The sequence below is a fragment of the Bradyrhizobium sp. AZCC 2289 genome, from assembly GCF_036924615.1.
Taxonomy (GTDB): domain Bacteria; phylum Pseudomonadota; class Alphaproteobacteria; order Rhizobiales; family Xanthobacteraceae; genus Bradyrhizobium.
The window spans coordinates 621,050-646,375 of record NZ_JAZHRY010000001.1; the positions used below are offsets into that span (position 1 = coordinate 621,050).

20 protein-coding genes are annotated in these 25,326 nt (G+C 61.8%); 10 read left to right on the forward strand and 10 right to left on the reverse strand.

Annotation, left to right across the window (positions count from 1 at the left end; translation table 11 throughout):
• The first annotated feature begins 8 nt into the window (after window positions 1–8).
• The gene (locus V1289_RS03240; RefSeq protein ID WP_334395604.1) at window positions 9–1,514 is read left to right on the forward strand and encodes a sensor histidine kinase; all 1,506 of its coding nucleotides are present in this window, start codon (window positions 9–11) and stop codon (window positions 1,512–1,514) included.
• 6 nt (window positions 1,515–1,520) lie between these two features.
• On the opposite strand, the gene V1289_RS03245 is transcribed toward V1289_RS03240, so the two are convergent.
• Window positions 1,521–1,928, reverse strand: a complete 408-nt coding sequence (locus V1289_RS03245) for a response regulator (RefSeq protein ID WP_334395605.1) — start codon at window positions 1,926–1,928, stop codon at window positions 1,521–1,523.
• Window positions 1,929–2,359: 431 nt separating this feature from the next.
• On the opposite strand from V1289_RS03245, the gene V1289_RS03250 reads away from it, so the two are divergent.
• Both V1289_RS03250 and V1289_RS03255 read left to right on the forward strand, forming a co-directional pair.
• Entirely contained in the window at window positions 2,360–5,077 is a 2,718-nt protein-coding gene (locus tag V1289_RS03250; RefSeq protein WP_334407247.1) for a PAS domain S-box protein, read from the forward strand.
• 78 nt (window positions 5,078–5,155) lie between these two features.
• Window positions 5,156–6,151 (forward strand): P1 family peptidase, encoded by a 996-nt coding sequence (locus V1289_RS03255; RefSeq protein ID WP_334395606.1) that lies wholly within the window; start codon window positions 5,156–5,158, stop codon window positions 6,149–6,151.
• A 156-nt stretch (window positions 6,152–6,307) separates the two neighbouring features.
• Here the strand turns inward: V1289_RS03255 and V1289_RS03260 are convergent, their stop codons facing one another.
• Complete coding sequence (locus tag V1289_RS03260; protein WP_334395607.1) at window positions 6,308–6,838, reverse strand: EF-hand domain-containing protein; 531 nt, start codon at window positions 6,836–6,838, stop codon at window positions 6,308–6,310.
• On the opposite strand from V1289_RS03260, the gene V1289_RS03265 reads away from it, so the two are divergent.
• From V1289_RS03265 to V1289_RS03275, 3 genes are all read left to right on the forward strand, one after another.
• Entirely contained in the window at window positions 6,837–7,073 is a 237-nt protein-coding gene (locus V1289_RS03265) for a hypothetical protein (RefSeq protein WP_334395608.1), read from the forward strand. The genes V1289_RS03260 and V1289_RS03265 overlap by 2 nt on opposite strands.
• Before the next feature lie 476 nt (window positions 7,074–7,549).
• Window positions 7,550–8,251, forward strand: coding sequence for a ribulose-phosphate 3-epimerase (gene rpe / locus V1289_RS03270; protein WP_334395609.1), 702 nt, complete (start codon window positions 7,550–7,552; stop codon window positions 8,249–8,251).
• A 162-nt stretch (window positions 8,252–8,413) separates the two neighbouring features.
• Window positions 8,414–8,551: a hypothetical protein gene (locus V1289_RS03275; protein ID WP_334395610.1), complete on the forward strand. Its 138-nt coding sequence runs from the start codon at window positions 8,414–8,416 to the stop codon at window positions 8,549–8,551.
• A gap of 86 nt (window positions 8,552–8,637) precedes the next feature.
• Here V1289_RS03275 and V1289_RS03280 read toward each other — a convergent pair whose 3' ends face one another.
• From V1289_RS03280 to V1289_RS03290, 3 genes are all read right to left on the reverse strand, one after another.
• Window positions 8,638–10,101 (reverse strand): serine/threonine protein kinase, encoded by a 1,464-nt coding sequence (locus tag V1289_RS03280; protein WP_334395611.1) that lies wholly within the window; start codon window positions 10,099–10,101, stop codon window positions 8,638–8,640.
• Window positions 10,102–10,104: 3 nt separating this feature from the next.
• On the reverse strand, window positions 10,105–10,845 hold the full coding sequence (locus V1289_RS03285; RefSeq protein WP_334407249.1) for a metallophosphoesterase family protein: 741 nt from the start codon (window positions 10,843–10,845) through the stop codon (window positions 10,105–10,107).
• Window positions 10,846–11,000: 155 nt separating this feature from the next.
• A complete protein-coding gene (locus V1289_RS03290; RefSeq protein ID WP_334395612.1) occupies window positions 11,001–11,597 on the reverse strand; it encodes a TetR family transcriptional regulator in 597 nt (198 codons plus the stop codon).
• A 403-nt stretch (window positions 11,598–12,000) separates the two neighbouring features.
• Here V1289_RS03290 and purB point away from each other — a divergent pair, with 403 nt between their 5' ends.
• Window positions 12,001–13,308 carry an adenylosuccinate lyase gene (gene purB, locus V1289_RS03295; RefSeq protein WP_334395613.1) on the forward strand — a complete coding sequence of 436 codons (1,308 nt, stop codon included), beginning with the start codon at window positions 12,001–12,003 and terminating at the stop codon, window positions 13,306–13,308.
• Window positions 13,309–13,645: 337 nt separating this feature from the next.
• Here purB and V1289_RS03300 read toward each other — a convergent pair whose 3' ends face one another.
• From V1289_RS03300 to V1289_RS03310, 3 genes are all read right to left on the reverse strand, one after another.
• Window positions 13,646–14,479 (reverse strand): FTR1 family iron permease, encoded by an 834-nt coding sequence (locus V1289_RS03300; protein WP_334395614.1) that lies wholly within the window; start codon window positions 14,477–14,479, stop codon window positions 13,646–13,648.
• Between the two features lie 8 nt (window positions 14,480–14,487).
• Window positions 14,488–14,844 (reverse strand): cupredoxin domain-containing protein, encoded by a 357-nt coding sequence (locus V1289_RS03305; RefSeq protein WP_334395615.1) that lies wholly within the window; start codon window positions 14,842–14,844, stop codon window positions 14,488–14,490.
• A gap of 113 nt (window positions 14,845–14,957) precedes the next feature.
• Window positions 14,958–15,509, reverse strand: a complete 552-nt coding sequence (locus tag V1289_RS03310) for a cytochrome b (protein ID WP_334395616.1) — start codon at window positions 15,507–15,509, stop codon at window positions 14,958–14,960.
• A gap of 203 nt (window positions 15,510–15,712) precedes the next feature.
• Here V1289_RS03310 and murI point away from each other — a divergent pair, with 203 nt between their 5' ends.
• Entirely contained in the window at window positions 15,713–16,501 is a 789-nt protein-coding gene (gene murI, locus V1289_RS03315) for a glutamate racemase (RefSeq protein ID WP_334395617.1), read from the forward strand.
• Window positions 16,502–16,839: 338 nt separating this feature from the next.
• On the opposite strand, the gene V1289_RS03320 is transcribed toward murI, so the two are convergent.
• Window positions 16,840–18,735 carry an alkaline phosphatase family protein gene (locus tag V1289_RS03320; protein ID WP_334395618.1) on the reverse strand — a complete coding sequence of 632 codons (1,896 nt, stop codon included), beginning with the start codon at window positions 18,733–18,735 and terminating at the stop codon, window positions 16,840–16,842.
• Between the two features lie 1,475 nt (window positions 18,736–20,210).
• Here V1289_RS03320 and V1289_RS03325 point away from each other — a divergent pair.
• Window positions 20,211–21,275, forward strand: a complete 1,065-nt coding sequence (locus V1289_RS03325) for an IS110 family transposase (protein WP_334395619.1) — start codon at window positions 20,211–20,213, stop codon at window positions 21,273–21,275.
• A 776-nt stretch (window positions 21,276–22,051) separates the two neighbouring features.
• The gene (locus V1289_RS03330) at window positions 22,052–22,843 is read left to right on the forward strand and encodes an outer membrane protein (protein ID WP_334395620.1); all 792 of its coding nucleotides are present in this window, start codon (window positions 22,052–22,054) and stop codon (window positions 22,841–22,843) included.
• Between the two features lie 115 nt (window positions 22,844–22,958).
• Here the strand turns inward: V1289_RS03330 and V1289_RS03335 are convergent, their stop codons facing one another.
• Window positions 22,959–25,046: a winged helix-turn-helix domain-containing protein gene (locus V1289_RS03335; protein WP_334395621.1), complete on the reverse strand. Its 2,088-nt coding sequence runs from the start codon at window positions 25,044–25,046 to the stop codon at window positions 22,959–22,961.
• Window positions 25,047–25,326 lie beyond the last annotated feature (280 nt).

A 25,326-nucleotide genomic window follows, 5' to 3' on the forward strand; every position in this document is an offset into this window, starting at 1 on the left:
TTCAAATGATGGACAACGAGAAAGTCAATATTCTTCTGGTTGACGATCAGCCGGCAAAACTGCTGGCCTATGAAGTCATCCTCAAGGAGCTCGGCGAGAATCTGGTCGTCGCCGCATCCGGCAGGGAGGCGCTGGAATATCTGCTCAAGAACGAAGTCGCGGTGATCCTGGTCGATGTCTGCATGCCGGAACTCGACGGCTTCGAGCTCGCCGCCATGATCCGCGACCATCCGCGTTTCCAGAAGACGGCGATGATCTTCATTTCGGCCATTCAGGTCAGCGATCTCGACCGGCTGCGCGGCTACGAGATGGGCGCCGTCGACTATGTTCCGGTACCGGTCGTCCCGGAAGTGTTGCGCGCCAAGATCAAGGTGTTTGCCGAGCTGTACCGCAAGACCCGGCAGCTGGAGCGGCTGAATGCCGAACTCGAGGATCGCGTGCGGGCGCGAACCGCCGAGCTGGAGGAATCGCACGCCCGGCTCCTGGAAAGCGAGCAACGCCGAAGTCTCGCGATCGCCGCCGGCAAAATGGGATCCTGGGACTGGGACTGGGTCAATGGCGACTGGATGTGGGACGAGGGCCAATACCAGATTCTCGGCGTCGATTCGAAGACCTTCGTGGTGACGCCTTCCAAGATACAGGCGTTGCTGCATCCGGAGGACATCGGCGAACTGCGCAAGGCATTGGCGCACTTCGCCAAGGGTGCAAAATCATACGAGGCCGAGTTTCGCGTTATCCGCCCCAATGGCGAGATACGCTGGTGCGTCGGCACCGCCGCCGCCACACTCGACAAAGCGGGCCGCGTGGTGCGCGTCAGCGGCGTCACGGTCGACATCACCGAGCGCAAGCATGCCGAGGAACGCCAGAACCTGCTCGCCCGGGAGGTCGATCATCGCGCCAAGAATGCGCTGGCGCTGGCCCAATCCATCGTCCGGCTGACCCGAGGCGAAAACGTCAAGGCCTACATCCGCTCGGTGGAAGGGCGGATCAATGCGCTGGCGCGGGTGCATACGGTGTTGTCGCTGTCGAACTGGCAGGGCGCGGAAATGCGACGGCTGATCGGCGAGGAGCTCGCGCCCTATGCGGTCGGCGATCAAATCGCATTGTCCGGTCCGGAGCTGCAGTTGCAGCCTGCCACCGCGCAGACGCTGGCGTTAGCCTTGCACGAGCTCGTCACCAATTCGGCCAAGTATGGCGCGCTGTCGACGCTGTCGGGCCGGCTCTCGCTCAGATGGGAGAACGACCAGGGCCTGCTCCGGTTGCTTTGGGAAGAGACCGGCGGGCCTTCGGTTCAAGAGCCGACAACGCGGGGCTTCGGCACCCGGACCGTGCTCGCCAGCATCGAGTCGCAACTCGGCGGCGAGGCCAGGTTCGATTGGCGCAGCGAGGGCCTGCTGTGCCGCCTTTCCGTTCCGTTGTCGCCCGCGCTGGCGCGGCCGGATTCGGGCGTGCATCAAGGCGGCGTCATCGAAAAAAATAATCCCGAACGCACCGCGCGATCGGCCGACGCGTGATCCCGATCAGAGCGCGGCCCCGCCGGCAACTTCGGTTTCTCGATCATGCGACGGTCGAAACCCAAGGACCGCCTCGATGGCACGCATCAGTTCGATCGGGCGAAACGGCTTTTGCAGACACGCGACATTCGAAAGCTCGGGGGATTCGGCCAGGAAGTCGAGCGCGGTCATTCCGGATATGGCGACAACGAACAAATCCGGCACGCGCTCGCGCATGGTCCGGATAAGGTCGAACCCGTTGGTGCCCTGCAGGACGATATCGACGATGGCGAGATCGAAACTGGAATCCGCGAACGCCTGCAATGCCGCCGCGGCGTTGGCGGCCTCGACAATTTCGAAATGGTTCACACGCAGCACGATCGCGATCATCGCGCGCACATTGGATTGGTCATCGACAACGAGAACGCGGGGCATGAATGGCATCCAGAGCCGGTCGTCCGGCAGCCTACGGTGAAAACCCCGGATATCGGCGCACTGAGGCGGCATTATTCGACCTTTCGGTCGGTAAAGACGCCGTTACTCCGCAATAGCCTTTCCGCCGCTATGCCGATTGGATAGTATGTAACCTTGAGTTGATTCTGGGATAGGCAGCGGCTGCATGCAATTCCGCATGGCGCTCGGCTGATTTTGGCTGCAATATCATGCCTGTGCCCAGGCAGGGCAGCATTGCCCCCGGTCGATATCCGCATATCGGCTAGATTTCACGCTCCGGCGGGTGCTCCATGGTGCGGGCTTGATTTGGACCCTTTGGTGCATCGATGCCAGCCTGCAGGAGATCATGAGTGCCGACTGGTGACGACCGCAGCATCTTCCTGTCGACCTTGCCCGCCACCAACAGCGACCGCATGATGGCTCTCGCCGTCGTCGGGGTCTCGTCGATTCTGTTCGCATTTGCCGCGACTTTCGCCACTGTGCCGCTCACCCCGATCCCGGCGTTCATTGCGAGTTATCAGTCCGCGCTTGCCATCAACGATCTGATCACGGCCATCCTGCTGTTTTCGCAATTCAGCCTGTTGCGGTCGCGCGCTCTGCTGCTGCTGGCGAGCGGATATTTGTTCACCATGGCCGCGGCGATCGTCCATGCCCTGACTTTTCCCGGCGTGTTTGCCCCGGCCGGGCTTCTCAATGCCGGTCCGCAGACCACCGCGTGGCTATACCAGATCTGGCACGGCGTATTTCCGCTTGTCGTCCTCGGTTATGCGCTGCTGAAAGACAAAGATGGCGGCGCCAAAATACGGGGATCCGCACGGAGGGCGATGCTTTCGAGCGCCATCGCCGTCGGCGGCGTGTTGTCGGTCGCAGTCTGGATCGTCACCGCCAAACACGACCTTCTGCCGACGCTGTTGAGCGACGGCCATTTTACGTCCTACCTGACCGCCGCCATATCGACGGAGCTGTTGCTCAGCCTGGCGGCGCTGCTGACCTTGTGGTTTCGGCGGCAACATTCCGTACTGGACATCTGGCTGATGGCCGTGATGTGCGCCTGGCTGTTCGACATTGCTTTGTCTGGAATTTTCAGCGCAGCCAGATTCGATCTCGGCTTTTATTCCGGCCGGTTCTACGGCCTGTGCGCCGCGAGTTTCATTCTCGCCGTCTTGCTGATCGACAACGTCGCCCTGCAAGCCCAGTTGTCCCGCCTGCTCGATACGCTCCGGCTTCAGGCCGCCTCCGAAAGGCAGTATCATACCGAACGCGAGCGGTTGTTGAGCGCGGTCGTAGAATCATCCAACGACGCCATCATCACCAAGGCGCTCGACGGCAAGATCACCAGCTGGAACAGGGCCGCCGAGCAACTGTTTGGATATTCGGCTCAGGAAGCGGTCGGCAGACCTGTTGATATCATCGTCCCGCCCGACCGGCGCGCCGAGGTCCACAATATCCTCGACCGGGTCGGCCGCGGCGAAAGGATCGAACATTACGAAACCTCGCGCGTGCGCAAGGACGGTCGCAGCCTGGATGTTTCGCTGAGCGTCTCGCCGATCCGATCGGCGTCGGGCGAGATTGTCGGCGCCTCCAAATCCGCGCGCGACATTACCGAGAGCAAGCGGACGGAAAAGGCGCTCAATCAGGAGATCGAAGAGCGGCGGCGCATCTTCGACACCTCGCATGATCTCATTCTGGTGACGGATACCGCGGGCAATTTCATTCAGGTCAGTCCGAGCGTTACTTCCATCCTGGGCTACGAACCCGCGGATATGGTGGGACACAGCGCGGTCGAATTCATCCACCCGGACGATCTCGAGAATACCCGCAACGAGATGCGGGCGGCGCGCCGCGGCCAGAACAAGCGCAACTTCGAGACGCGCTATATCGGCAAGGACGGCAAGACCGTGGCGCTGAACTGGACCGGAACATGGTCGGAGCCGGTCAGGCGCCATTTTTTCATCGGCCGCGATCTGACGGAAAAGCAGGCCGCGGACGCGCATATCCGCCAGGTGCAGAAGATGGACGCGATCGGCCAGCTGACCGGCGGCGTCGCGCATGATTTCAACAACATTCTGACCGTCATCACCGGCACCATCGGGATTTTGGAAGAGGCGGTCGCCAGCCAGCCCGAGCTCGTGGCCATTGCCAAGCTGATCGACGAGGCCGCCGAACGGGGCGCCAGCCTGACCAAGCATCTGCTCGCCTTCGCCCGCAAGCAGCCGCTGCAACCGGTTGAGGTCGACATCAATGGGTTGATGCTCGAAGCCGCCAAGCTGCTGCATCCGACGCTGGGCGAGCATATCGTAATCATGCCCCTGCTCGCGGAAGACGCATGGACGGCGCTGGTCGATCCGAACCAGCTCACCACGGCGATCCTGAACCTTGCCCTGAACGCGCGCGACGCCATGCCCGATGGCGGCAAGCTCACGCTCGAGAGCCGCAACGTCTTTCTCGACGACGCCTATGCGAGCATGCATAGCGAGGTGACGGTAGGCCACTACGTTATGATTGCCGTCAGCGACAGCGGCACGGGAATTCCCGCAGCAATGCTTGAGCGGGTGTTCGAACCCTTCTTCACCACCAAGGAGGTCGGCAAGGGCACCGGCCTCGGTCTCAGCATGGTGTTCGGCTTCATCAAACAGTCAGGCGGGCATATCAAGATCTACAGCGAGGAAGGCCACGGCACCTCGATCAAGATGTATCTGCCGCGGGCGACGGGGTTGAACCAGACCGCCACAGAGGTGCGGATGTCGGCGAACGTCGAGGGAGGCAACGAAACCGTCCTCGTCGTCGAGGACGATGCACTGGTGCGCAAATATGTCATCACCCAGATCAAAAGCCTCGGCTATACCACGTTCGAGGCGGCCAACGCGGCCGAAGCCCTCAATGTCATCGATACCGCCGCGACCGTCGATCTGCTGTTCACCGACGTCATCATGCCCGGTATCATGAACGGCCGCCAACTGGTCGACGTCGCGCGGCAGCGGCGGCCCTCGCTGAAAGTCCTGTACACGTCGGGATATACCGAGAACGCCATCGTCCATCATGGCCGCCTCGATACCGGCGTACTGCTGCTTGCCAAGCCCTATCGCAAATCCGAACTGGCCAGCATGCTCCGAATGGCGCTTGGCAATTGAAGCAATCCTTGCGACTGATATATCGGTGATCACAACCAGATATCGACGGCCCGAATGCGGGCATGACGGACCGGTTTCTTGAAAAATCTCCTCACCGACATATCCGGCGTCCGCGTCGGTCACGCCGACGACGCAGCACTTGCGTCCGGCGTTACCGCCGTGATCTTCGACAAGCCCGCGGTGGCATCGATCGACGTCCGCGGCGGCGGGCCCGGCACCCGCGAGGCAACCGTGCTCGACCTTCAGAGCACAGTCGAAGCGATCGACGGCATCGCGCTCTCCGGCGGCTCGGCGCTCGGACTGGATGCCGCCGGCGGCGTGCAGGCCTGGCTCGCCGAACAGGGGCGCGGCCTGCGCATGCGTGGCGCGGTCATTCCGATCGTTCCGGGCGCGATCTGCTTCGATCTCCTGAACGGCGGCAACAAGGCGTGGGGACGCTTCCCGCCCTATCGCGATCTCGGTTACGCCGCAGCTGGTGCAGCAGCGGCGAATTTCGCGCTCGGCAGCGCCGGCGCCGGCCTCGGCGCGACCACGGCCAATTTCAAGGGCGGCCTCGGTTCCGCTTCCGCGCAGACCGAAGGCGGCGTGAAGGTCGCCGCACTCGCGGTGGTCAATGCCGTCGGCAGCGTGACGGTCGGCGACGGGCCGTGGTTCTGGGCGGCGCCGTTCGAAATCGGCGGCGAATTCGGCGGACGCGGCCTGCCGCCGTCATTCGATCCGGACATGTTGAGGGCGCGGCTAAAGGGCGGCCCGGAGGCCACCTCTGCGGAAAACACCACATTGGCCGTCGTCGTCACCGACGCCTTGCTGACGAAGCCGCAGGCCAAGCGGCTTGCGATGATCGCGCAGACCGGCATGGCGCGCGCCATCTATCCCGTTCATGCGCCGCTCGATGGCGACGTGGTGTTTGCGGCGGCGACCGGCGAAAAGCCGATCGATCCGCTGTTCGGTCTCACCGAACTCGGCATGGTAGCGGCCAATGTGCTCGCCCGCGCGATCGCGCGTGGCGTCCATTCGGCGACCGCGCTGCCCTTTCCAGGCGCGCTGCCGGCGTGGAAGGATCGCTTCGGCTAAACGGAAGTGCGCCGAAACCTCCAGATTCTGTTTTGACGCGTTTTCAACCGCAGATAAGTCTGCGCAATCTGCGTAAACTTGATTGCTATGCGAGCCGGTATCCACCCCGGATCAAGTCCGGGGCAGGCTTTCGCTCGAAAACGCTATGACCACGGCTTAGGCGCTGACCGAGAGCGATGCGGTGGCGGAGGATGCAATCGCGCTGGCCTCGCGCTGGATCATCTGCTCGATGAAATTGTAGGACGACGTCGCGGTGCTGGACGAAGTCGTTGCCGCGGGCGACGTCATCGTCACCTTTGAACCGTCAGCGTAGGTCAGCGAGGTCGTCGTGGAACCGTCGCTATTGGTGACGGAGGTGCTCGACGCGCCCTCCAGCGCCTGCAACAGCGGATCGGTGCTCGATGATCCGTCGCTGCTGGTGCCGCTGCTGCTGGAATCGCTCGATCCGTCCGAAGCGGCGACGTGGTGATGGTGATGCCCGCCCTTGCCGCCAGCGCCCTTCAGCGCGTTCGACATTTCGTCGAGGCTGACCGAGCCATCGCCATTCTTGTCCAGCTTGTTGAAGACGTCGTCAGCCTGCGCGATGTTGGTGCCGCCGGCGCCGAGCGCGTTTTCGAATTCGGATTTTGAGATCTTGCCGTCGCCATCGGCGTCGATCTTCGAGAACAGGTCCTTCAGTGAATCCATGGGGCTGGTGGACGTCGAAGTCGTCGACGAGGTCGAAGACTGGCTTTGCGCCGCCAGCAGCGCGCTCATCGTTTCCGGTGATATCTGCGAAAAGCCGCTGCTGGATCCGGTGCTCGCGCTCGTGCTCTGGCTGGTCGGGGTCGAGGCGCTGCTGGAAAAATCGAACGGACTGCTCGCACCCTGGCTAAAGCCGGTCGATTGCGTGGACGAGGACTTCGACGAAAGCAGCCCTTGAAGGGCATCGATGGCCGACGACGCGGCGCCAATGGCAGGCAACATGGCAGAACTCCGACAAGGCCGGACGACGCGGCCGTTAACTCACGCCAACTACTCAGCAAGCGCCGTGCCATGGTGAGAAACCCAATGAAACCGACGCTTTTTGCATTTGACCTCGGCCGGCATGGCAGGCAATTCGTGCCCGCTCCGGCAGATTTTTCCGCCCCGCGTTGAGTCCCCTCGCGCCGACGGCAGGCATTCGCACAATTTATCGAATCATTCGTTTTGGAAATCGGGCGTGGCTGCGCTGGCTCCATTCGAACTCACGCGGGCTCGGTTCTGCCAATTTGTGCGCGGAACCCATGCGGCCTGATGGCTTCGCATGGGACAATCTTTCTATCCTCGATACCCGGTCCCGCCCGCATTGCCCCCCGGCTTTGCGCGTGTTACGCGAAACGTTCCGCACCTTCGAAATCGGCCTTCGGAAAAGCGCACATGTCCCAGCAATTTGCGTCACGTCCCCTCGTCATCGCGCCGTCGATCCTGGCGGCGGACTTTGCCAAACTGGGCGAGGAAGTCCGCGCCGTCGATTCCGCCGGCGCCGACTGGATCCATCTCGACGTGATGGACGGCCATTTCGTCCCGAACATTTCCTACGGTCCCGATGTCATCAAGGCGATGCGCCCGCACACAAAGAAGATTTTTGATGCGCATCTGATGATCTCACCGTGCGATCAATATCTCGAGGCGTTTGCAAAAGCCGGCTGCGATCACATCACGGTCCATGCCGAGGCGGGTCCGCATCTGCATCGTTCGCTGCAGGCGATCCGCGCGCTCGGCAAGAAGGCCGGCGTCTCGCTCAATCCGGGCACGCCGGCAAGCGCGATCGAATATGTCATCGATCTGATCGATCTGGTGCTGGTGATGTCGGTCAATCCAGGCTTCGGCGGTCAGGCCTTTATTCGCTCGGCGCTCGGCAAGATCAGCGATGTCAGGGCGATGACCGCAGGCCGCCCGATCGATATCGAAGTCGACGGCGGCGTCGGCCCGGATGTGTCGGGCCAGTTGGCGGCCGCCGGCGCCAACGCGTTCGTCGCGGGCTCCGCGGTATTCAAGGGCGGCAGCGTGGACGCGTACAAGACCAATATTTCCGCGATCCGCAATGCTGCGGCCAGCGCGCGCGGCGAAGCAATCTAGCCGGCGATTGCCGCGTAAATGATCGTTTCGGTGCGCTGCAGCAGTTCCCATGCTGCGCCGCCACATGCTCAATATTCGTGCGCCGCACCGTAGTGATCCGGGCTTCCCGGATTCAAGCAAATCACTGCACATACCGCGCTCGAATTCGCGGGAGTGCGCATCATGACGATGACCTATGTTTGGATCGGCGTTGCTTTGTGGCTCGGCCTGAACGTGGCGTTCGTCGCGCGGCGCATCTATGTGACACGACCGGTCAAGATCGCCGCAAGCTCTCGCCGCACGCACGTGCGGCTGGTTTGAGTCCATGGCGGGCGTGATTGCAAAGCGGCCGTCAAAGCGCAGGTGCCGCATTCCGCGGCGCCCGCATCCGGACCTCGAATTTTTCTTCAGCCGTTACGAACGGCGCCGGCCTCTGTTTCTTCTTGCCCGTGCATCGCCGCCAACCGCGGCGGCCGCACCACGGTGACCGTACAACCGGCCTCCGCCGCCACCCTGGCCGAGACGCTGCCGAGCAGCGCGCGCGCCAGCGAATTCTGCCGCGCGCCGATCACGACGTGATCGACGTGGTTGACCTCGACAAATTCCAGGATGGCGGAAGCGGGATCGATTGCCTCCAGCACATGCACCGTGAGCCGGCTTTCGTCGAGCTGCAATGGCGAAGCCCAATGCCGGAGCGCGACAAGCCGGTCGATGTGCTTGTTGTTGCCCTGCTCGTCGAGCGTCTTGTCGAGCGTGATGCGCCCGAGCTTGAGCACGTTCAGGCAGGCAAGCCGCGCCGATGGCAGGGTTGCCAGGATCTGCTCGGCGGCCTTGCGCAGCGATTCGTTCAGCAGCCCCGCCCCTTCAGCGGTATCGAGCGCGACGGCCACGATCGGCCCCGACGCCAGTTGGGCGGCAAGATCGGATTTCGGTCTCGGTTGGGTCAGGCCGCGATTGAAGCGGCGCCGCCAGACCGTTGAGAGCGGATCGTGCGTTTGGCGCTCCGATCGCGCGGTCAGCTTGATCTGCTCGGGATGGGCAAGTTCGAACGCCAGCTGCGATGCCGTCGGGTGCCGCCAGACCGGCTCGATCTCGAGACACCGCAGCACGATCTCCTGCAGCCAGGACGGATAATCGGTCTTAAGCTTGCGCGGCGGATGCGGATCGCGCCACAGCCGCCGGCGCATGCCGCGCAGCGTTTCACCCTCGCCGAACGGCCGCTCGCCGGTGGTGAAGAAATACAGCAGCACGCCGAGCGAAAACAGGTCGCTGCGCGGATCGTTGCGTACGCCAAGCAGGCGCTCCGGCGCCATGTAGGGCGCGGTACCGTAGGGCAAGCGGAATTCTTCCTGCAGCAGATCGGGCAAAAGATTGTGATGCGACAATCCGAAATCGATCAGCACGCATTCGCCCGAGGGGCGAAACATGATGCTGCTCGGCTTGATGTCGTGATGAATGACGTTCTGCCGATGCAAATCGGCGAGCGCGGTCGCGATCTTGCCGCCGATCACCCTCGCCTCTTCATATGGGATCGGCAGGTCGCTGAGCCGGTCGTACAGCGTGGTGCCCGGGATGCGCTCGATGACGACGTAGGGCTGCCGGCCGAAATCGCCGGTGCCGAAACAGCCGGGGACGTGCGGTCCCGCCAGCCGCGGCAGGATCATCTGCTCCATTTCAAAACTGACGATGGCGGCCGGATCCTCGCCCTCGGAAACCCGGGGGATTTTCATCAGCAGCGGCACGTTGATGCCGGGATGGGCCACGCTCCACAGCGTCGCCATGCCGCCGCGATGGACGCACTCCCCGATCGTAAAACCATCCAGCTCGGCGCCGGTCGCAATCAAAGGCCTGTTCCTCGAAGGTTTGGCCATCGCTCACCTCCCGACCAGCAGCCGATCGGCCAGCCAGTGCGGCAGACCGTTGGCCCGAATCCGGCTGGCCGCGGTCTCGACGTCGTAGGGCACGCGGCAATAGGTGATCTCATGCGAGGTGGTATCGAGCATCGCAAACGCGGCGGCCGGGTTGCCGTCGCGCGGCTGCCCGACCGAGCCGATCACGGCGAGCCAGCGCCTGCCGCCGAGCAATTGCACGGGGACGCCGGAGGTCGGAACGAAGCTCGTCATCTTGGCGGCTGACGACATCGAATACAGCGCCGGCTTGTGGATGTGTCCGCAGAAGGTGATGTGGGCTTCCGTCGCCTCGAGGCTGCGTGCGGCCTCCGGCGTGCCCTGGACATAGCGCCACCGCGCCGGGTGGCTCGCTTCCGAATGAACGTAGAGGCGATCGCCGTCCTGCCGGGTCAGCGGCAATTCGGCCAGAAACCGCCGCTGGTTCGCGCTGAGCCTGCCGCGGGTCCATTCGATCGCGGCTTGCGCTTCGGCATTCATGGTCTCGGAGGGGGCACCGATCGCGCTGTCATGGTTGCCGCGCACGGCCATGGCGCCGCGATCGACCAGATCCATCACCGTCTCGACCGTCGATTCCGGATCGGCGCCGTAGCCGACGATATCGCCCAGGCAGATCATGCGCTCGGCGCCGCGCGCCCGCGCCGCATCGAGGCAGGCGCCAAAAGCCTGCTGGTTGGCATGGATATCCGCAAACAGCGCCAGCCGCACATCTTCCTCCGCGCTATCGGTACCAGAAAGGCTGGTGCCAGATTTGATGGATGTCAAACACGCGCTACCTCGGGCCCGCGACGGGTCCGAGACAAGGTCATATGCGGTGGGGTTGGTTTTGACGCGGTGCGGCGACGATCGCGCGGCAGAGTGGATTAGCGCTTGCGCGGCGCTTCCAGGCCTTTGAGCAGCAGCGCCAGCACGGCATCGATCCGCGCGGCAAGCTCCGCCTCGCTCCATTCCTCCGCATGGGCGGGATGGTGGAAACGACTGGTGGCGTCAAAAATCGCGCGCGCCGAAGCTTTGGGATCGGCGGCCTGAAATACGCCCTGCTCCACGCCGTCGGACAGAATATGCACGATCTGGTCGACCAGGCCGTCCTTGTGCGCCTTCACCACCGTGCAGGCTTCCTGTGCCAGCGTCAGGTAGGTCCTGAACATCTCGGGGTCGTCGCTGACCTTCTTGTGCTTGATCGCAAACATCGTGCGCAGCCAGCGTTCCAGCCGGGCGGGCGCCGGCCCCGACTCCTCCGCAATCTTCTGAAGCGGCGCGTTGACGCGGTCGAGCCAGCGCTTTGCAACGGCCTGGCGCAGCGAAGCCTTGCTCGGAAAGTGGCGGTAGACGCTGCCGTGGCTGACATCGAGCGCACGGGCGACGTCGACCACAGTAGCCTTGGCGAGCCCATAGCGCCGCAACACGTCCTCGGTTACTTCGAGAATCCGTTCCGGCGTCAAAACCATTACTTCGTTCATGGGCCGCTCCGTTTGGTTCTCGCTGTCCCGCTTCGTTTAGTGAGTAAACTTGGCAGCCTGGGCCTCAAGGTGGCGGGCGACGCGCAGGTTGAGCCAGCGTTGAATTTGGGCGGTTAAATAAAGAATTTCCATCGTCATCGGGGTAGTCCTCTTCAGTTCCGAAACCCGCCGTATCGGCCGGCGAGCCCTATATTTGACGCCCAGCCCCGGCGTCAGAAAGGGATATAGCACATCTCGCTGACAGATATCAGTATATGTCAGTCAATAATATGTGATTGAGACCCCCGCGGGCGGGCGGCCCGGGCGCCTCGCACGCCGGCCCCCGGCCCCCGGCACCAAGGTTTGTCTCACCTCGGCGGCTCTGTTAAAGCGCGGCGTAAAAAACAATTGCTGAGAGTCGACCATGATCCCCCGTTATACCCGCCCGGAAATGGCCTCGATCTGGGAGCCGCAGACCCGTTTCAAGATCTGGTTCGAGATCGAGGCCCATGCGGCCGACGCGCTGGCGGAACTCGGCACCATCCCCAAGGAAGCGGCCAGGACGATCTGGGCCAAGGCCAGGAATGCGACCTTTAACGTCGAGCGGATCGACGAGATCGAGCGCGAGACCAAGCACGACGTCATCGCCTTCCTGACCCATCTGGCCGAAATCGTCGGCCCCGAGGCGCGCTTCGTCCACCAGGGCATGACCTCCTCCGACGTGCTCGACACCTGCCTCAATGTGCAGCTCACCCGCGCCGCGGATTTGCTGATCGCCGACATCGACAAGGTGCTGGCGGCGCTGAAGAAGCGCGCCTTCGAGCACAAGATGACGCCGACCATCGGCCGCTCCCACGGCATTCACGCCGAACCCGTGACCTTCGGGCTCAAGCTCGCCTATGCCTATGCCGAATTCACCCGCGCCCGCGAGCGCCTCGTCGCCGCCCGCAAGGAAGTCGCAACCTGCGCGATTTCGGGCGCCGTCGGCACCTTCGCCCAGATCGATCCGCGCGTCGAAGAGCATGTCGCCAAGGCGATGGGACTTACGCCGGAGCCGATCTCGACCCAGGTGATCCCGCGCGACCGCCACGCGATGTATTTTGCCACGCTCGGCGTCATCGCTTCTTCCGTCGAGCGCCTCGCCACGGAGATCCGCCATCTGCAGCGCACCGAAGTGCTGGAAGCCGAAGAGTTCTTCTCCGAAGGCCAGAAGGGCTCGTCCGCGATGCCGCACAAGCGCAACCCGGTGCTGTCGGAAAACCTTTCCGGGCTTTCCCGCATGGTGCGCGCCTATGCGCTGCCGGCGATGGAAAACGTCGTGCTCTGGCACGAGCGCGACATCTCGCACTCCTCGGCCGAACGCATGATCGGCCCTGACGCCACCGTGACGCTCGATTTTGCGCTGAATCGTCTGGCCGGCCTGATCGACAAGCTTTTGATCTATCCCGCCAACATGCAAAAAAACCTCGACCGCCTCGGCGGCCTCGTGCATTCGCAGCGGCTCCTGATCGCGCTGACGCAAAAGGGCGCCAGCCGCGAGGACTCCTATAAATTCGTGCAGCGCAACGCCATGCCGGTGTGGCGCGGCGAAGGCGATTTCCAGACGCTGCTGAAAAAAGACCCCGACGTGAAGAAATATCTGACCGACGCCGAGATCGAGGAGCAGTTCGACCTCGGCTATCACTTCAAGCACGTCGATACGATCTTCAGGCGCGTGTTCGGCGCGGGCTGACCGTTAGGTCGTCATCCCCGGACGAACGCACTTGCGTTCGCTCGGGATGACGGAGAGTACGGACCTCATCCTGAGGAGCTTGCGAAGCAAGCGTCTCGAAGGATGGACGCAGCACACGCACTCGCGGCCATCCTTCGAGACGCGACGAAGACGCCGCTCCTCAGGATGAGGTCCGAGATAGCTTTACTGCCTCTCAGGATGACGGATAGTACGGACCTCATCCTGAGGAGCTTGCGAAGCAAGCTTCTCGAAGGATGGATGCAACACACGGACTCGCGGCCATCCTTCGAGACGCGGCGAAGACGCCGCTCCTCAGGATGAGGTGTACGCTGTGTCTCTAGCCTCGCGCAGCTGACCGCGCCGGCTTCACGGGGGCGCCGTAGAGCCGCATCAGCACGAACGTTACCGCCAGGATCGTCAGATAGACCGTGAGCTGCATTTCCGTGGGCTGGTCGGTGTAGCCAATCAGGGTGTGCAGCGCGCGGCCGGGAATGCTGGTATCCGACAGGATCCAGCCTGAATCCCAGACGACGTGGTCCATCGCCGTCAGCCAGTTGGCCTTTTCCAGGAAGGCCGCCGCCTGCGCCGCCATGCCGGCCGCCAGCAGCGCGATCAGCACCGTCGTCGTCGTGAACAACTTCCGCATGGGAATGCGCACCAGACCAAAATAGGTCAGCATGCAAATGACGGCGCCGAGCGCGAGCCCGGCAAAACCGCCGAGCGCGACGCTCCACGAAGTGTCGCTGCCGGCGGCGAGCACGCCATACAGGAACAGCACGACCTCGCTGCCCTCGCGCAGCACCGCGACGCCGACCACGATCGCGAGCGCCAGCAGCGACTTCGATCCTTCGACCACCGCCTGCCCCGCCAAGCGCAACTCACCGGCCAGTTCGCTGCCGTGACGCGCCATCCAGACATTGTGCCAGGTCAGCATCACCACGGCGAGGCTAAGGATCGCGGCGTTGAACAGTTCCTGCCCCATGCCCGCGAACAGGTTGGACAACGCGCCGGCAAAGCCCGCCACCACGCAGGCCAAGAGAACGCCGGCCAGCACGCCGCCGCCGATCCAGCGATTGCGATGCGGCACCGGGCGCGTCACCGCCAGCACGATGCCGACGATCAGACCGGCCTCGAAGACTTCGCGGAAAACGATGATCAATGCGGCGATCACGGCGGGTCTTACTTCACCACCAGCGCGCCGCGGGCGGTCTTCTCGTTATATTCGTCGAAGAACTCGTAGCGGCCGGGCTTTTGCGCGCGCACATTGATGGTGGCGTCGCCGCCGGCGGCGACCACCTTCTCGACATGCAGCGTCTTGCTTTCGAATTCCATCGCCCCGGCGTCGAGATTTCTCAGCTTGATCGCGATCGGCGTGTTGGCGGGCGCGCCGATCTCGGCCGGATCGAATTTCCTGTCCTTGTAGCTCAGTTGAATCTCGACCGCGTTCTCTGCGTCCGCGGCGCCGGTAACGGCGACCGATACGAGAGCGACGGCGGCGAGCAGAGTTGCACTTGAGAGCGTTCGCGAGAGAGACATGGCGGTTCTTTCATTGAGGCTGATGAGTTCGACCGATGCCTTACGCTGCCGGTAGCTATCCCGAGAAGAGGCAAAAAGACGCGTATTTCTGGAGCGATTCTAAACCGCTTCGGTCAGCCGGCCGTACCATCCACCATCCGTGCGGCGACGCGATCGCGCTTGATGAAGCGATGCCATAGCGCGGCCGCCAGATGCAGCACGATCAGCGCCAGCAGCGCATAGGCAAAGAAGATGTGGCGTTCCTCGTAAGCCGCCGCCGCGGCCTTGTCGGGCGAGGTAATCTGCGGGACGTGAAACAGCCCGAACCAGTCGGAATAATCCGGCGAGCGCGCACCGGAATGGGCCCAGCCCAGCATCGCCACCAGGATGGTGACCGCATACAGCGCGCCATGGCTGACGCGCGCCGCGATCCGTTGCCAACGCGTCGTATCCTGAGGCAAAGCCGGCGTCGGATTGACGCCGCGCCAGGCGAGCCGGATCGCCGTCAAGAGCAGCACCAGATAGCCTAGATCGGCGTGGATCGAGCGGTAGAAGAAGCGGTCCGCACGCGCCGGGAAGTGGTTCATCCACCACCCGTAGGCCAGCATGCCGATGATCGCGAACCCAAGAATCCAGTGGAAAGCGCGCGAGAGGGTGCCCCAGCTCGATGACGTATTTCGTAACATATTTGGTTCGGGCTCCCGGCTTTCGGATCGCGCGTGCGTCGCGGTTTTGTCCGCGTCTGCAACGGCTTGCCCTGATAGCTTTCCGGCCCACGCGAAGCGATTTGAATCATTCAAAATTGGGGCGGTGCAGCGACACCGCCCGGGAAGCCGCGGGGCCAGCAAAAACAACTGAACGGTAACCGCGGATCGGCTAGGATTGCGGCGTGTCAGTCCCTCCGACGATTCTCCTGTTCGATTCCGGCCTTGGCGGTCTCACGGTATTGCGTGAAATCGTCGGTGCCCGCCCCGATGCGCATTACGTCTACGTCGCCGACGATGCGTTCTTCCCCTATGGCCACCACAGCGAGGAGCAGATCATCGCTCGCGTGGTCCCGCTGGTCGGCGAATTGATCAAAACCAACACCCCCGACCTGGTGGTGATCGCCTGCAACACCGCATCCACGCTGGTGATGTCGCACCTGCGCAGCGCATACAAAGTGCCGTTCGTCGGAACGGTGCCCGCGATCAAGCCGGCCTGCGCGTCTTCGAAGACCAAGCGCGTCTCCGTGCTCGGCACCAAGGGCACCGTCAAGCGCGAATACACAAGGAAGCTGATCCACGATTTCGCGTTAGGCTGCGAAGTGACGCTGGTAGGCTCGGCGGAGCTCGCCTCGCTGGCCGAGTCGGCGCTGAGCGGCAACGCGGTAAGCGATGCGGATATCTCGGCCGAACTCGCGCCCTGTTTTGTCGAACACGGCGGAGCCCGCACCGACACCATCGTGCTGGCCTGCACGCATTACCCGCTGCTGCTGGACCGGCTCATAAAACTCGCGCCATGGCCGGTCGACTGGATCGACCCCGCGCCCGCGATCGCGCGCCGCGCCTCCGATTTGCTCGGCCCCCCGGGTAACGAAAGCGACGAGGCCGGTGCTGAAATGATTTTCACCTCCCGGCGTCAGCACACGCTGAGCCAGGCATTGATGCCGTTTTTCGGCGGGCGGGTGCCGGCGTAGCGGGCGGGGTGGCGGATTACGCGTTGATGGAAAAGGGGAACAGGTCGACCAAAATTGCCCTGTCACAGAAAATGACCGTGTCTCACTTATGGGGTGCAGTCCAGCGCTGTCACCGTAATTCCCGCTATGGGGTCAGACGCGGAAGTCCGGGCCGGCGCCAGCCGCGTCCGGTCTACGCGCGGAAGCCGACGTATCCAATGGTCGCCGCGTTCTTCCCAATTAGGGCAAAAGCTGAAGTCATCGGGCATCAAGGCGAGGTCGGCTTTGGTCCCGATCAAACATTTGGGGCCGGCAAACGTGCCGGCCCCAATCCTGTTTGGCTTATTCCCGTCGATCGACTACCTGGAGTGCCGGTCGCCGCCCCGATCACGATCGTGATCCCGGTCGAAATCGAACATATCGAACAGGTCTCCGATTGCCGGCATATTGACGGGAACATAGGGATTGTCATCGTCGGCGCGCGGATTGGGCAGGTTGTCGCGGCTGCGCTCGCTGAGCTTGCCGAGATACCAATTCCGCTCGACGAATTTCACAAAGGACGAGTGTTCCCCATAGACGTGGGTGATGTGACCGCCCCGTGAGAACGGCGAAACCGCAATCATCGGAATGCGCGGCCCGGTGCCGAAGAAATCGACCGGTTGGATGAAGCCGGAGTCATAGTATCCGCCTCCCTCATCGACGGTGACAAAAATCGCCGTACTTTCCCATTGCTCCTTGTTGCCTTGGGCAAGTCCGATAATGTTCTTGGTGAACTCCTCGAACAGATTGAACTTCGATGATGCGGGATGGCCGTCCATGGCGCCGTCGGGCTTGACGTATGACACCGCCGGCAACGTGCCGTTCTTGAGATCCTGGAAGAGATCGGTGACGTCACGCATATGGTCGGCACGCATCGCCGGATAGTTCACCTGATATTCAAACGGGTTGCAGATGTTGCAATAGATTCCGTCGAGCGGAGTGCCCGTCCCGGAAACATTGTAACTGCCACCGTAATACTTCCATGGGATGTGTTTTGCGCTCAAGAGATCGCCGATGCTTGTCATGGTGACCGGCGGAATGGCACCGGCCGGACTCGGCGTGCCTTGCGGCGTCCAGGCCGGGTTGATGTTCACCGCGTTGTAATAGTGGCCGGGATCGCATTTCGCCTGCACCGGGTAGGGTAGCTTGCCGAGGTAATCCAGGATTGCCTTCACCCCTGGCTGCGTCGAGTCGGAGCAATTGAACCACTGCTTCCGCGCCGTGTACTGGTTGAGCGTATTGGAGAGCGGGTCGGGATTGTAGAAGGTACTGGAAGGCGGCGTCGCAGCGTTGCCCCGGCCGTCGCCAAAAAAGACCTGATCGGCAAAGCCCAGCGGTACGCTGTCAGGCCCGGTCCCGCCCATCACCGGCTGATGATAATTGTCGCTCATGGTGTATTCGTCGGCGAGGAATTTCAGATAGGGCACATCGTTCTTCTGCATGTTGAAAAATGCCATCGTCTGGCCGGTATCGTGTGGCGCGACACCGGGCGGGGTCGAGTAGGTGGTCGTGACGAACGATTGCAGATCATGCAGGCAGCCGGTCGGATTGCCCCGGGTGACGTGCTCCTTGTCGATCGCGCAATCCATCTGCTGGTACATCTGGAAGAACTGGTGGATGGTGTCGGCGGTATAGGCGTCATAGGGCATGGTCGGGCCGGTCAACTGGAACGGCCCGGGCGGCAGGTTGTTGACGTTGGTGATGCGCGTATCCGGGCCTAGCTTGGTTGGCAGACCCGTGCCGCCGGTTCCGAACAGGAATTGGTCGGTCGCGGGGAGACCTGGATCGCCGCCCGGCAGGCCGAGAATGGCAGCCGCTGGCGGGTTTTGTACGCCGCCGAGGTCAGGCGCAGGCAGCGTTGAATACAATGACTTTTTGGCGGATCCTGCGCTGATGAAGTAACTTGCGCCATTCGGCGCCGACGTGATCTGAAACTGATGCGCCCTGTCGAATTTTTCGTCAGGCGTGCCGTCGGCCTTGACGATGTGTTCGGACAGCAGGTTCAACACCGTTTCATCGTCCGACTTCGGCACGTAGGTGGCAAACAGGTGGTCAAAGCTGCGATTTTCGCCGACGATAATGATGACATGCTTGATAGGCGACGCGGTCTTGATGGGATTATTCGCGTCCTCCGCGTGAACACTTTGCGAAAGCGCAACGGCCGCCATGGAAACGCCGAGCAGCCAGAACCTGCGCGCAAGCGCTGTTTTCAGCATATCTTTCTCCTGTTGGATTTTGAAAGTAACGGGAACGGGAGTTCGTTCTTATTCTGCGACGATGACACTCATGTTCCGTTTGCGTGACACAACCAAAAATGTTCGTCTGACGAGATCGCCACCGGGCGACACACTGGCGGCATGATGTTGGCCAAGGCCTGATGCCAAGGCCTGATGCCAAGGCTTGATAATGACCGCGAGATGCGCTGATAGCGCCTGATATGGTCTGGACGTATAACTAGACGGACCTTCGCTTGCTGACATTCGAAGTGAGTGCGATCACGCGATCCGCCAAAAAGCGGTTTGCCCCGGGAAACAGACATTCTCCGGGCCGCGGGCATGAGATTTTAGGGGGGAGTTCGATTTTCGACTTTTGCAACATTATCTGCCAATAGGCGACACAGCGTGTTATTCGACTACCTCGTCTGCTCGGGCAAGCAACGTTGGGGGATCTCCAGGCGGAGACCTTTCGCTGTTTTTAGATTGACGATGAAGTTGTATTTCGTTGCTTGATGCTGGCCCCAGGGTGAGCCAAGCTGGCAACAATACCAGAGCTCGTAGGGCGAATTGGAGCCGAAGGCGTAATCCGCCGCTCCGGTCGCGACATTAGGCTACATTGTGCTTGCCTGCGATTGATGTCGATACGTTGCCGGCACCGACGACGACGCAAATTATTGTGGAGCGCGGCAGCACCACGCGCTGTCACCGTAATTGAGTTAGCGAAAGCGTGACCCGCCAACACAACACAAGCGTGACGCGATCGCAAACAATCTCGACGCGGTTGTCTCGTCATAACCAACTCCAAGTCGGCACAAAAAAGGCCGCAGCCATCTCTCCGACCTTTCGTTGTCCGGGACTTCAGCGTCGCCCTCGCGATCACCAGTATGCGCGGCGAACAACGCGCCGGTACCGGGGACCGTAGTAGGCGGGAGCATAGTAACTCGACCTGTATCCGCCGTAATATGCGGGGGCGTAGCCGTAGTTATAGTACGCTGGGGCGTACCCGCCGTAATAAGCGGGGGCATAGCCGCCATAATAGCCGTAACCCGGTCCGCCATAGTAGCCGTAACCAGGGCCATACGCATAGGCACTGGAGGCTATGCCACCGATCACCGCGCCAGCAAGTAGTCCGCCCGCGAGACCGGGACCCCAACCACCCCGCCAAGCCTGAGCTGGTGACGGGGCCGCCAAGGCAGTGACACCGATGGTGGCAGCGGTCGCTAACGCCAATACTGCTTTCTTCATGTCCAAACCCTCCCGTTTTTCCCGGAACTTCAACCGGTAGTCCGGCCATAGGTTCCCGCGACCGTCGTTTGCGAAAGGGCTGCCCTGAAATTTAATATTGATGCACGGCTTGGGAAAGTTCGTTGAGGAACGACTGTCATCCCAATATCCGTTAATGGGATGGTCCGGCCGTGCTCCTGCCCCGCCAGCAAGCGAAGCTGGCAAGGGGCGCCAAGGACAAGGAGCACGCCATGTCTCAGATACCCAATACCGCGATCGCCGTGATCGGCATCGATATCGGCAAGAACTCATTCCACGCCGTGGGCCACGATGCGCGCGGCGCCATCGTGCTGCGGCAAAAGTGGTCGCGTGGCCAAGTGGAAGCGCGGCTCGCCAATATGCCGCCCTGCCTGGTCGGCATGGAAGCCTGCGTCGGCGCCCATCACCTGAGCCGCAAACTCGCATCGCTTGGTCACGATGCCAGGTTGATGCCGGCCAAATATGTCCGCCCCTATAGCAAGGGACAGAAGAACGACTTCAATGATGCCGAAGCGATTGCCGAAGCCGTGCAGCGCCCGACGATGAAGTTCGTGGCGACCAAGACCGCGGAGCAACTGGATCTGCAGGCGCTGCATCGGGTGCGCGAGCGGCTGGTGTCGCAACGCACCGGCATCATCAACCAGATTCGCGCCTTCATGCTGGAACGCGGGATCGCCGTGCGCCAGGGGATCGGCTTCCTGCGCACGGAACTGCCCACCATCCTTGCGACGCGCACCGATGCCCTGTCGCCCCGCATGTTGCGTGCCATCGAGGAGTTGGCAGGCGACTGGCGCCGGCTGGACCAGCGCATCGATGGCTTATCCGGCGAGATCGAAGCCCTGGCCCGTCAGGATCAGGCATGTTCGCGCCTGATGACGGTGCCCGGCATCGGGCCGATCATTTCGAGCGCCATGGTGGCCGCGATCGGCACTGGAGACGTATTCTCCAAAGGCCGCGACTTCGGCGCCTGGCTCGGACTGGTGCCCAAGCAGATCTCGACGGGAGACCGCACGATCCTCGGCAAAATCTCCAGGCGCGGCAATCGCTACCTGCGCGTTCTGTTCGTGCAGGCGGCATGGGTTGTGCTGGTCAGGATAAAGGACTGGGAACGTTACGGGCTCAAATCCTGGATCGAAGCCGCCAAGAGGCGGTTACACCACAACGTGCTGGCGATCGCGCTCGCCAACAAGCTTGCCCGGATCGCCTGGGCGGTGCTGGCCAAAGGACGCGCCTTCGAGCTGACGAGGACCGACGATGCAGGCGTCCGACCCGCTTGATCCTCGCGCCGTGCTCGGCGCGGTCAAGGCGCAGCCTGGCGACGCCGGCGCCCGCCGCAAGCCAGGCGCGACGGCCGGCCTTGACCGCCCCTGCGCGCGACGCGATCGACGTTCTGCGGGCCGGGACGAAGGAACGGCCCTTGGCTCGAACAAAGGAACTGCGCGACATGAGGAGCAAGCGATGACGTAACCCTATCAACAGTTTCCAGCCGAGGTCTGCGAGAGGATGAGACGAGATGGAGGTTCGGTCTTCCGAGCGCGTGCGAACACTGGTGACCCAAATGGCCCAATCGAGGCCTGTCCGCTAATTAGAACGCACGCGCGCTGATATCCATGATGGCCCGGAGCACCACATGGGCTCCAATCAGAGGCCGGATACATTGATGCAAGACCGCCGCCGCCAATTCGACGAAATCTTCTTGCAACGCGCGGCCGGACCATACATCTGGGTCAAAAGCGCCGGTTTGCACCTCTACCAGCCACTTCCCTTCCGGACTCACTTAACCGCAGCAAACAGCATCATGAGTCGGCCATCTCATGGCGCGCAGTGCGGCTTTCAATTGGCAGCCGTCTGCTGAAGGTCAGCAGGGCTGACGTGCCATTTTCCAGTCATATTTGAAAAACGGGTTGTTGCATTAAAGGTACGCAATCTCAGGACCCAATCGCATAGCTTGTGGACGGAATGAAGCGTGTCTCTGCAACAAGGTTATCGGCGGTCGCGAGTGCATCTATCGTTTCAGATAGATCACCACAGGCGACGGAGATGGAGAAATGCGATGAAGAAATTCTTCTTGGCTACGGTTGGCTTAGTAGCATTGGGCATAGCCGCCCCCGCGTCGGCGGCTGATCTGGCTGCGCGTCCCTACACCAAGGCGCCACCCCCGGTGGTTGCTATCTACGATTGGAGTGGCTTCTATATCGGCGCCAACGGCGGTTGGGGATCGAGCCACAAGTGCTGGGATATTACGAACTTCCCCGGCGCAACTGTCGTGCCCACCTTCCGTGAAGGTTGTCACGATGCGACCGGCGGAGTGGTTGGCGGTCAGATTGGCTACCGTTGGCAGAGCGCCGGTTGGGTGTTCGGTCTCGAAGCGCAGGGCGACTGGGCGGATTTGAAGGGATCTAATGTTAGCGGTTTCATTCCCGCCTGGACTAACAATTCCAAGATTGAAGCGTTCGGCCTGTTCACCGGCCAGGTCGGGTATGCCTGGAACAACGTCCTTTGGTATGTGAAGGGCGGCGCCGCCGTGACCGACGACAAATACCGAGGTACGGTGACCGCCACAGGCGCGCTGTTCGATTCGGCGAGTGAAACACGCTGGGGTGGTGCCGTCGGAACGGGACTCGAATTCGGATTCGCACCGAATTGGTCGGTTGCGGTCGAGTACGATCACCTGTTCATGGGTAACCATAGTCGCAGCTTCACGTCGACAGGTGTTTTGGGTGCCGCTGTCATACCGGTCGGCGGCGTATTCCGCACTGACTCTATCCACCAAGATGTGGACCTCATCACCGCTCGCATCAACTACCGCTTCAACTGGGGTGGTCCGGTCGTCGGGAGGTACTGATTTTCTCGAAACCCCGGCAACTCAAGCCCCGGCATCGCCGAGGCTTTTTGTACTCGCGTTAGCGGAATTACGGATCGCGCGGATGTCGCAGTTGGGGGCATGCCGGTTGGGATGTTCATTCGGGCAGCCCGGCTTTCCGCAATCCTTCCTCGTATCTCGTCAGGTATTCGACACGTCGATAAGGGCCAAGCACGTGTTTGAGATTCGAAACACGCAGCGCAGAATTTAGCCGCTGCAGTCGGACCGCCGTCTCATGTGCTTCCCCGGTCCGTCCGGCCATTGCATTGCTTGCGGCGCTGATACGCACTCCAGCTTGAAAGTCCGGATTGTTCTGCAATGCCATTGCAGCCCACGATGCCGCTTCGTCATAGCGGTCCAGGAAAAAATGTGCGTGCGCAATCCCGCTTTGAATGTCTACGAGCCACCGACCAAGGGGACTTAGGCGCATGGCACGTGCAAAATGCTCGATGGCCAGTTTCGGATCTCCAAGCCAGATTCTCATCCAGCCACTGCAACGCCACGCCTCGGCCAAATTGGAATTGAGCATCAGCGCGCGATCGACCAGGCTTGTGCCAACGCCGAGGTCACGAACAACAAGCGCCAACGCCCATCCGCTACCGCAGAGCACCCATGCGTCATCTTTGCCGAGTTCAAGCGCCCGCTGAGCTAACCTCGACGCTTCAGCAAGCTCGTCCGCTGTGTCTGAAGACCAGCTATTGGTTTTAGCCTGGGCATAGCAGTGACTCGCATGACTGTAGGCTAGCGCAAACTCCGGATCGAGTTCGATCGCGCTGTTGAACAGGCGCAGCGCTTCGGTCGTGGCAATCCGATTGCCGTACTGATAAAACTTGGCCAGCCCCCGTAAATAGATGGCATAGGCATCGAGGCTCTCCGTCGGCTTGTACTTGGCACGTTCTATTTCGGCTATTTCAACCGCCGGGGCGATCGCGCCGACCACCCTCTCGGTCACTTGATCCTGCAGATCGAAGATATCGCCGAGCCCGCCGTCAAAACGGTCGGCCCAAAGATGTGCACCAGTGGCGGCATCGATGAGCTGTCCCGTGATACGGACTCGGTTTGCCGCCCTGCGAACGCTCCCTTCCAGCACGTACCGCACCCCCAGCTCGCGTCCGACCTGCTTCACTTCGACCGCGTGCCCCTTGTAAGTGAAACTCGAGTTGCGGGCGATGACGAATAGTTCCTTGAAACGGGACAGTGCAGTGATGATTTCTTCCACTATGCCGTCGGCGAAGAACTCCTGCTCCGGATCGCTGCTCATGTTCTGGAACGGCAGTACGGCAATGGAAGGCTTGTCTGGGAGTGAAAGGGCCGCACCCAACTTATCGATCGGCGCGCTATGCGCTCCCGCGCGCACCGCGTACGCACGGACCGGCTCGGAGATGTTCTTGAGCTGCAGCTCGCCGCGATCCTCGAAGCCAACGTCCAACTTGCCTTCGACTTCGCTGTACATCTTCTCGGAAATCAGGATGCCGCCCGGATCGGCAATCCCCTCCAGCCGGATAGCAATGGTGATCCCGTCGCCGTAGAGATCACCATCCTGCCCGACGGCAACGTCACCAAGGTTGAGCCCGAAGCGTAACCTCAGGGTGCTGCCTCCGGAAGCGAGATGATCCTGTATCTCAACCGCGCATCTCATGGCCGCTAAAGGACTCGCGAACTCGGCGAGCGCGCCGTCACCCGTAGTCTTGATAAGTCGCCCTTCGTGGCGGGAGAGGCCAGGCGCAATCAATTCTCTCTTGAGCCGCTCGAACTCGGCGCAGCTGGCTTCCTCGGCGCGTTGCAATAACGCAGAGTAGCCGACCACGTCAGCGGCCAAGATCGCCACCAATCGCCTTTGTTCCGTGCTGTCTTCGAGACGAACGACCGATTCAATGAACGAGTAGCCTCTTCCTTTAACGTTTGCGATATATCGGTTGCCGAATTGGCCATCCTCGAGCGCTTTGCGGATGGCAGCCACGTGAACCCGGAGGCTGCCCTCCTCCACGGTGACGTCCGACCAGACATGATCGATGAGCTCCTTCTTTCCGATGACCTTGCCTGGACGTTCGGCGAGATAGACCAAAATATCGAACGCCCGGCTGCCAATGGAAAGCGTGACACCGTCACGTCGCAGCACCCTCTTGCTACTCGAAAGCTCAAACGGACCAAATATCAGCGTTCTATGAACACCACTGCTAGACATAGTCTGCTTATGCTCCATTTGGCCACGATGGCTTCACTTGATCGTCGGACTCGGTAGTGGCTCGGCTGGTACCGTCGCAGTCCTGCGGACCGGCGGATTGTGACGCCCCGCAATCGCAACGGCACCGAGCATTCCAAGACACTGCTCAGCCCCGTAAAGATTGCGTACATGCGCGCGGGAAGATTGCGCGCGGTGACATAGGACGAGCCAATGAACGCGCCTGGGCCGATGCTTCCGCTCACTCGCGCTCACACAAGTGATTCGAGAACCTTCGGACCTC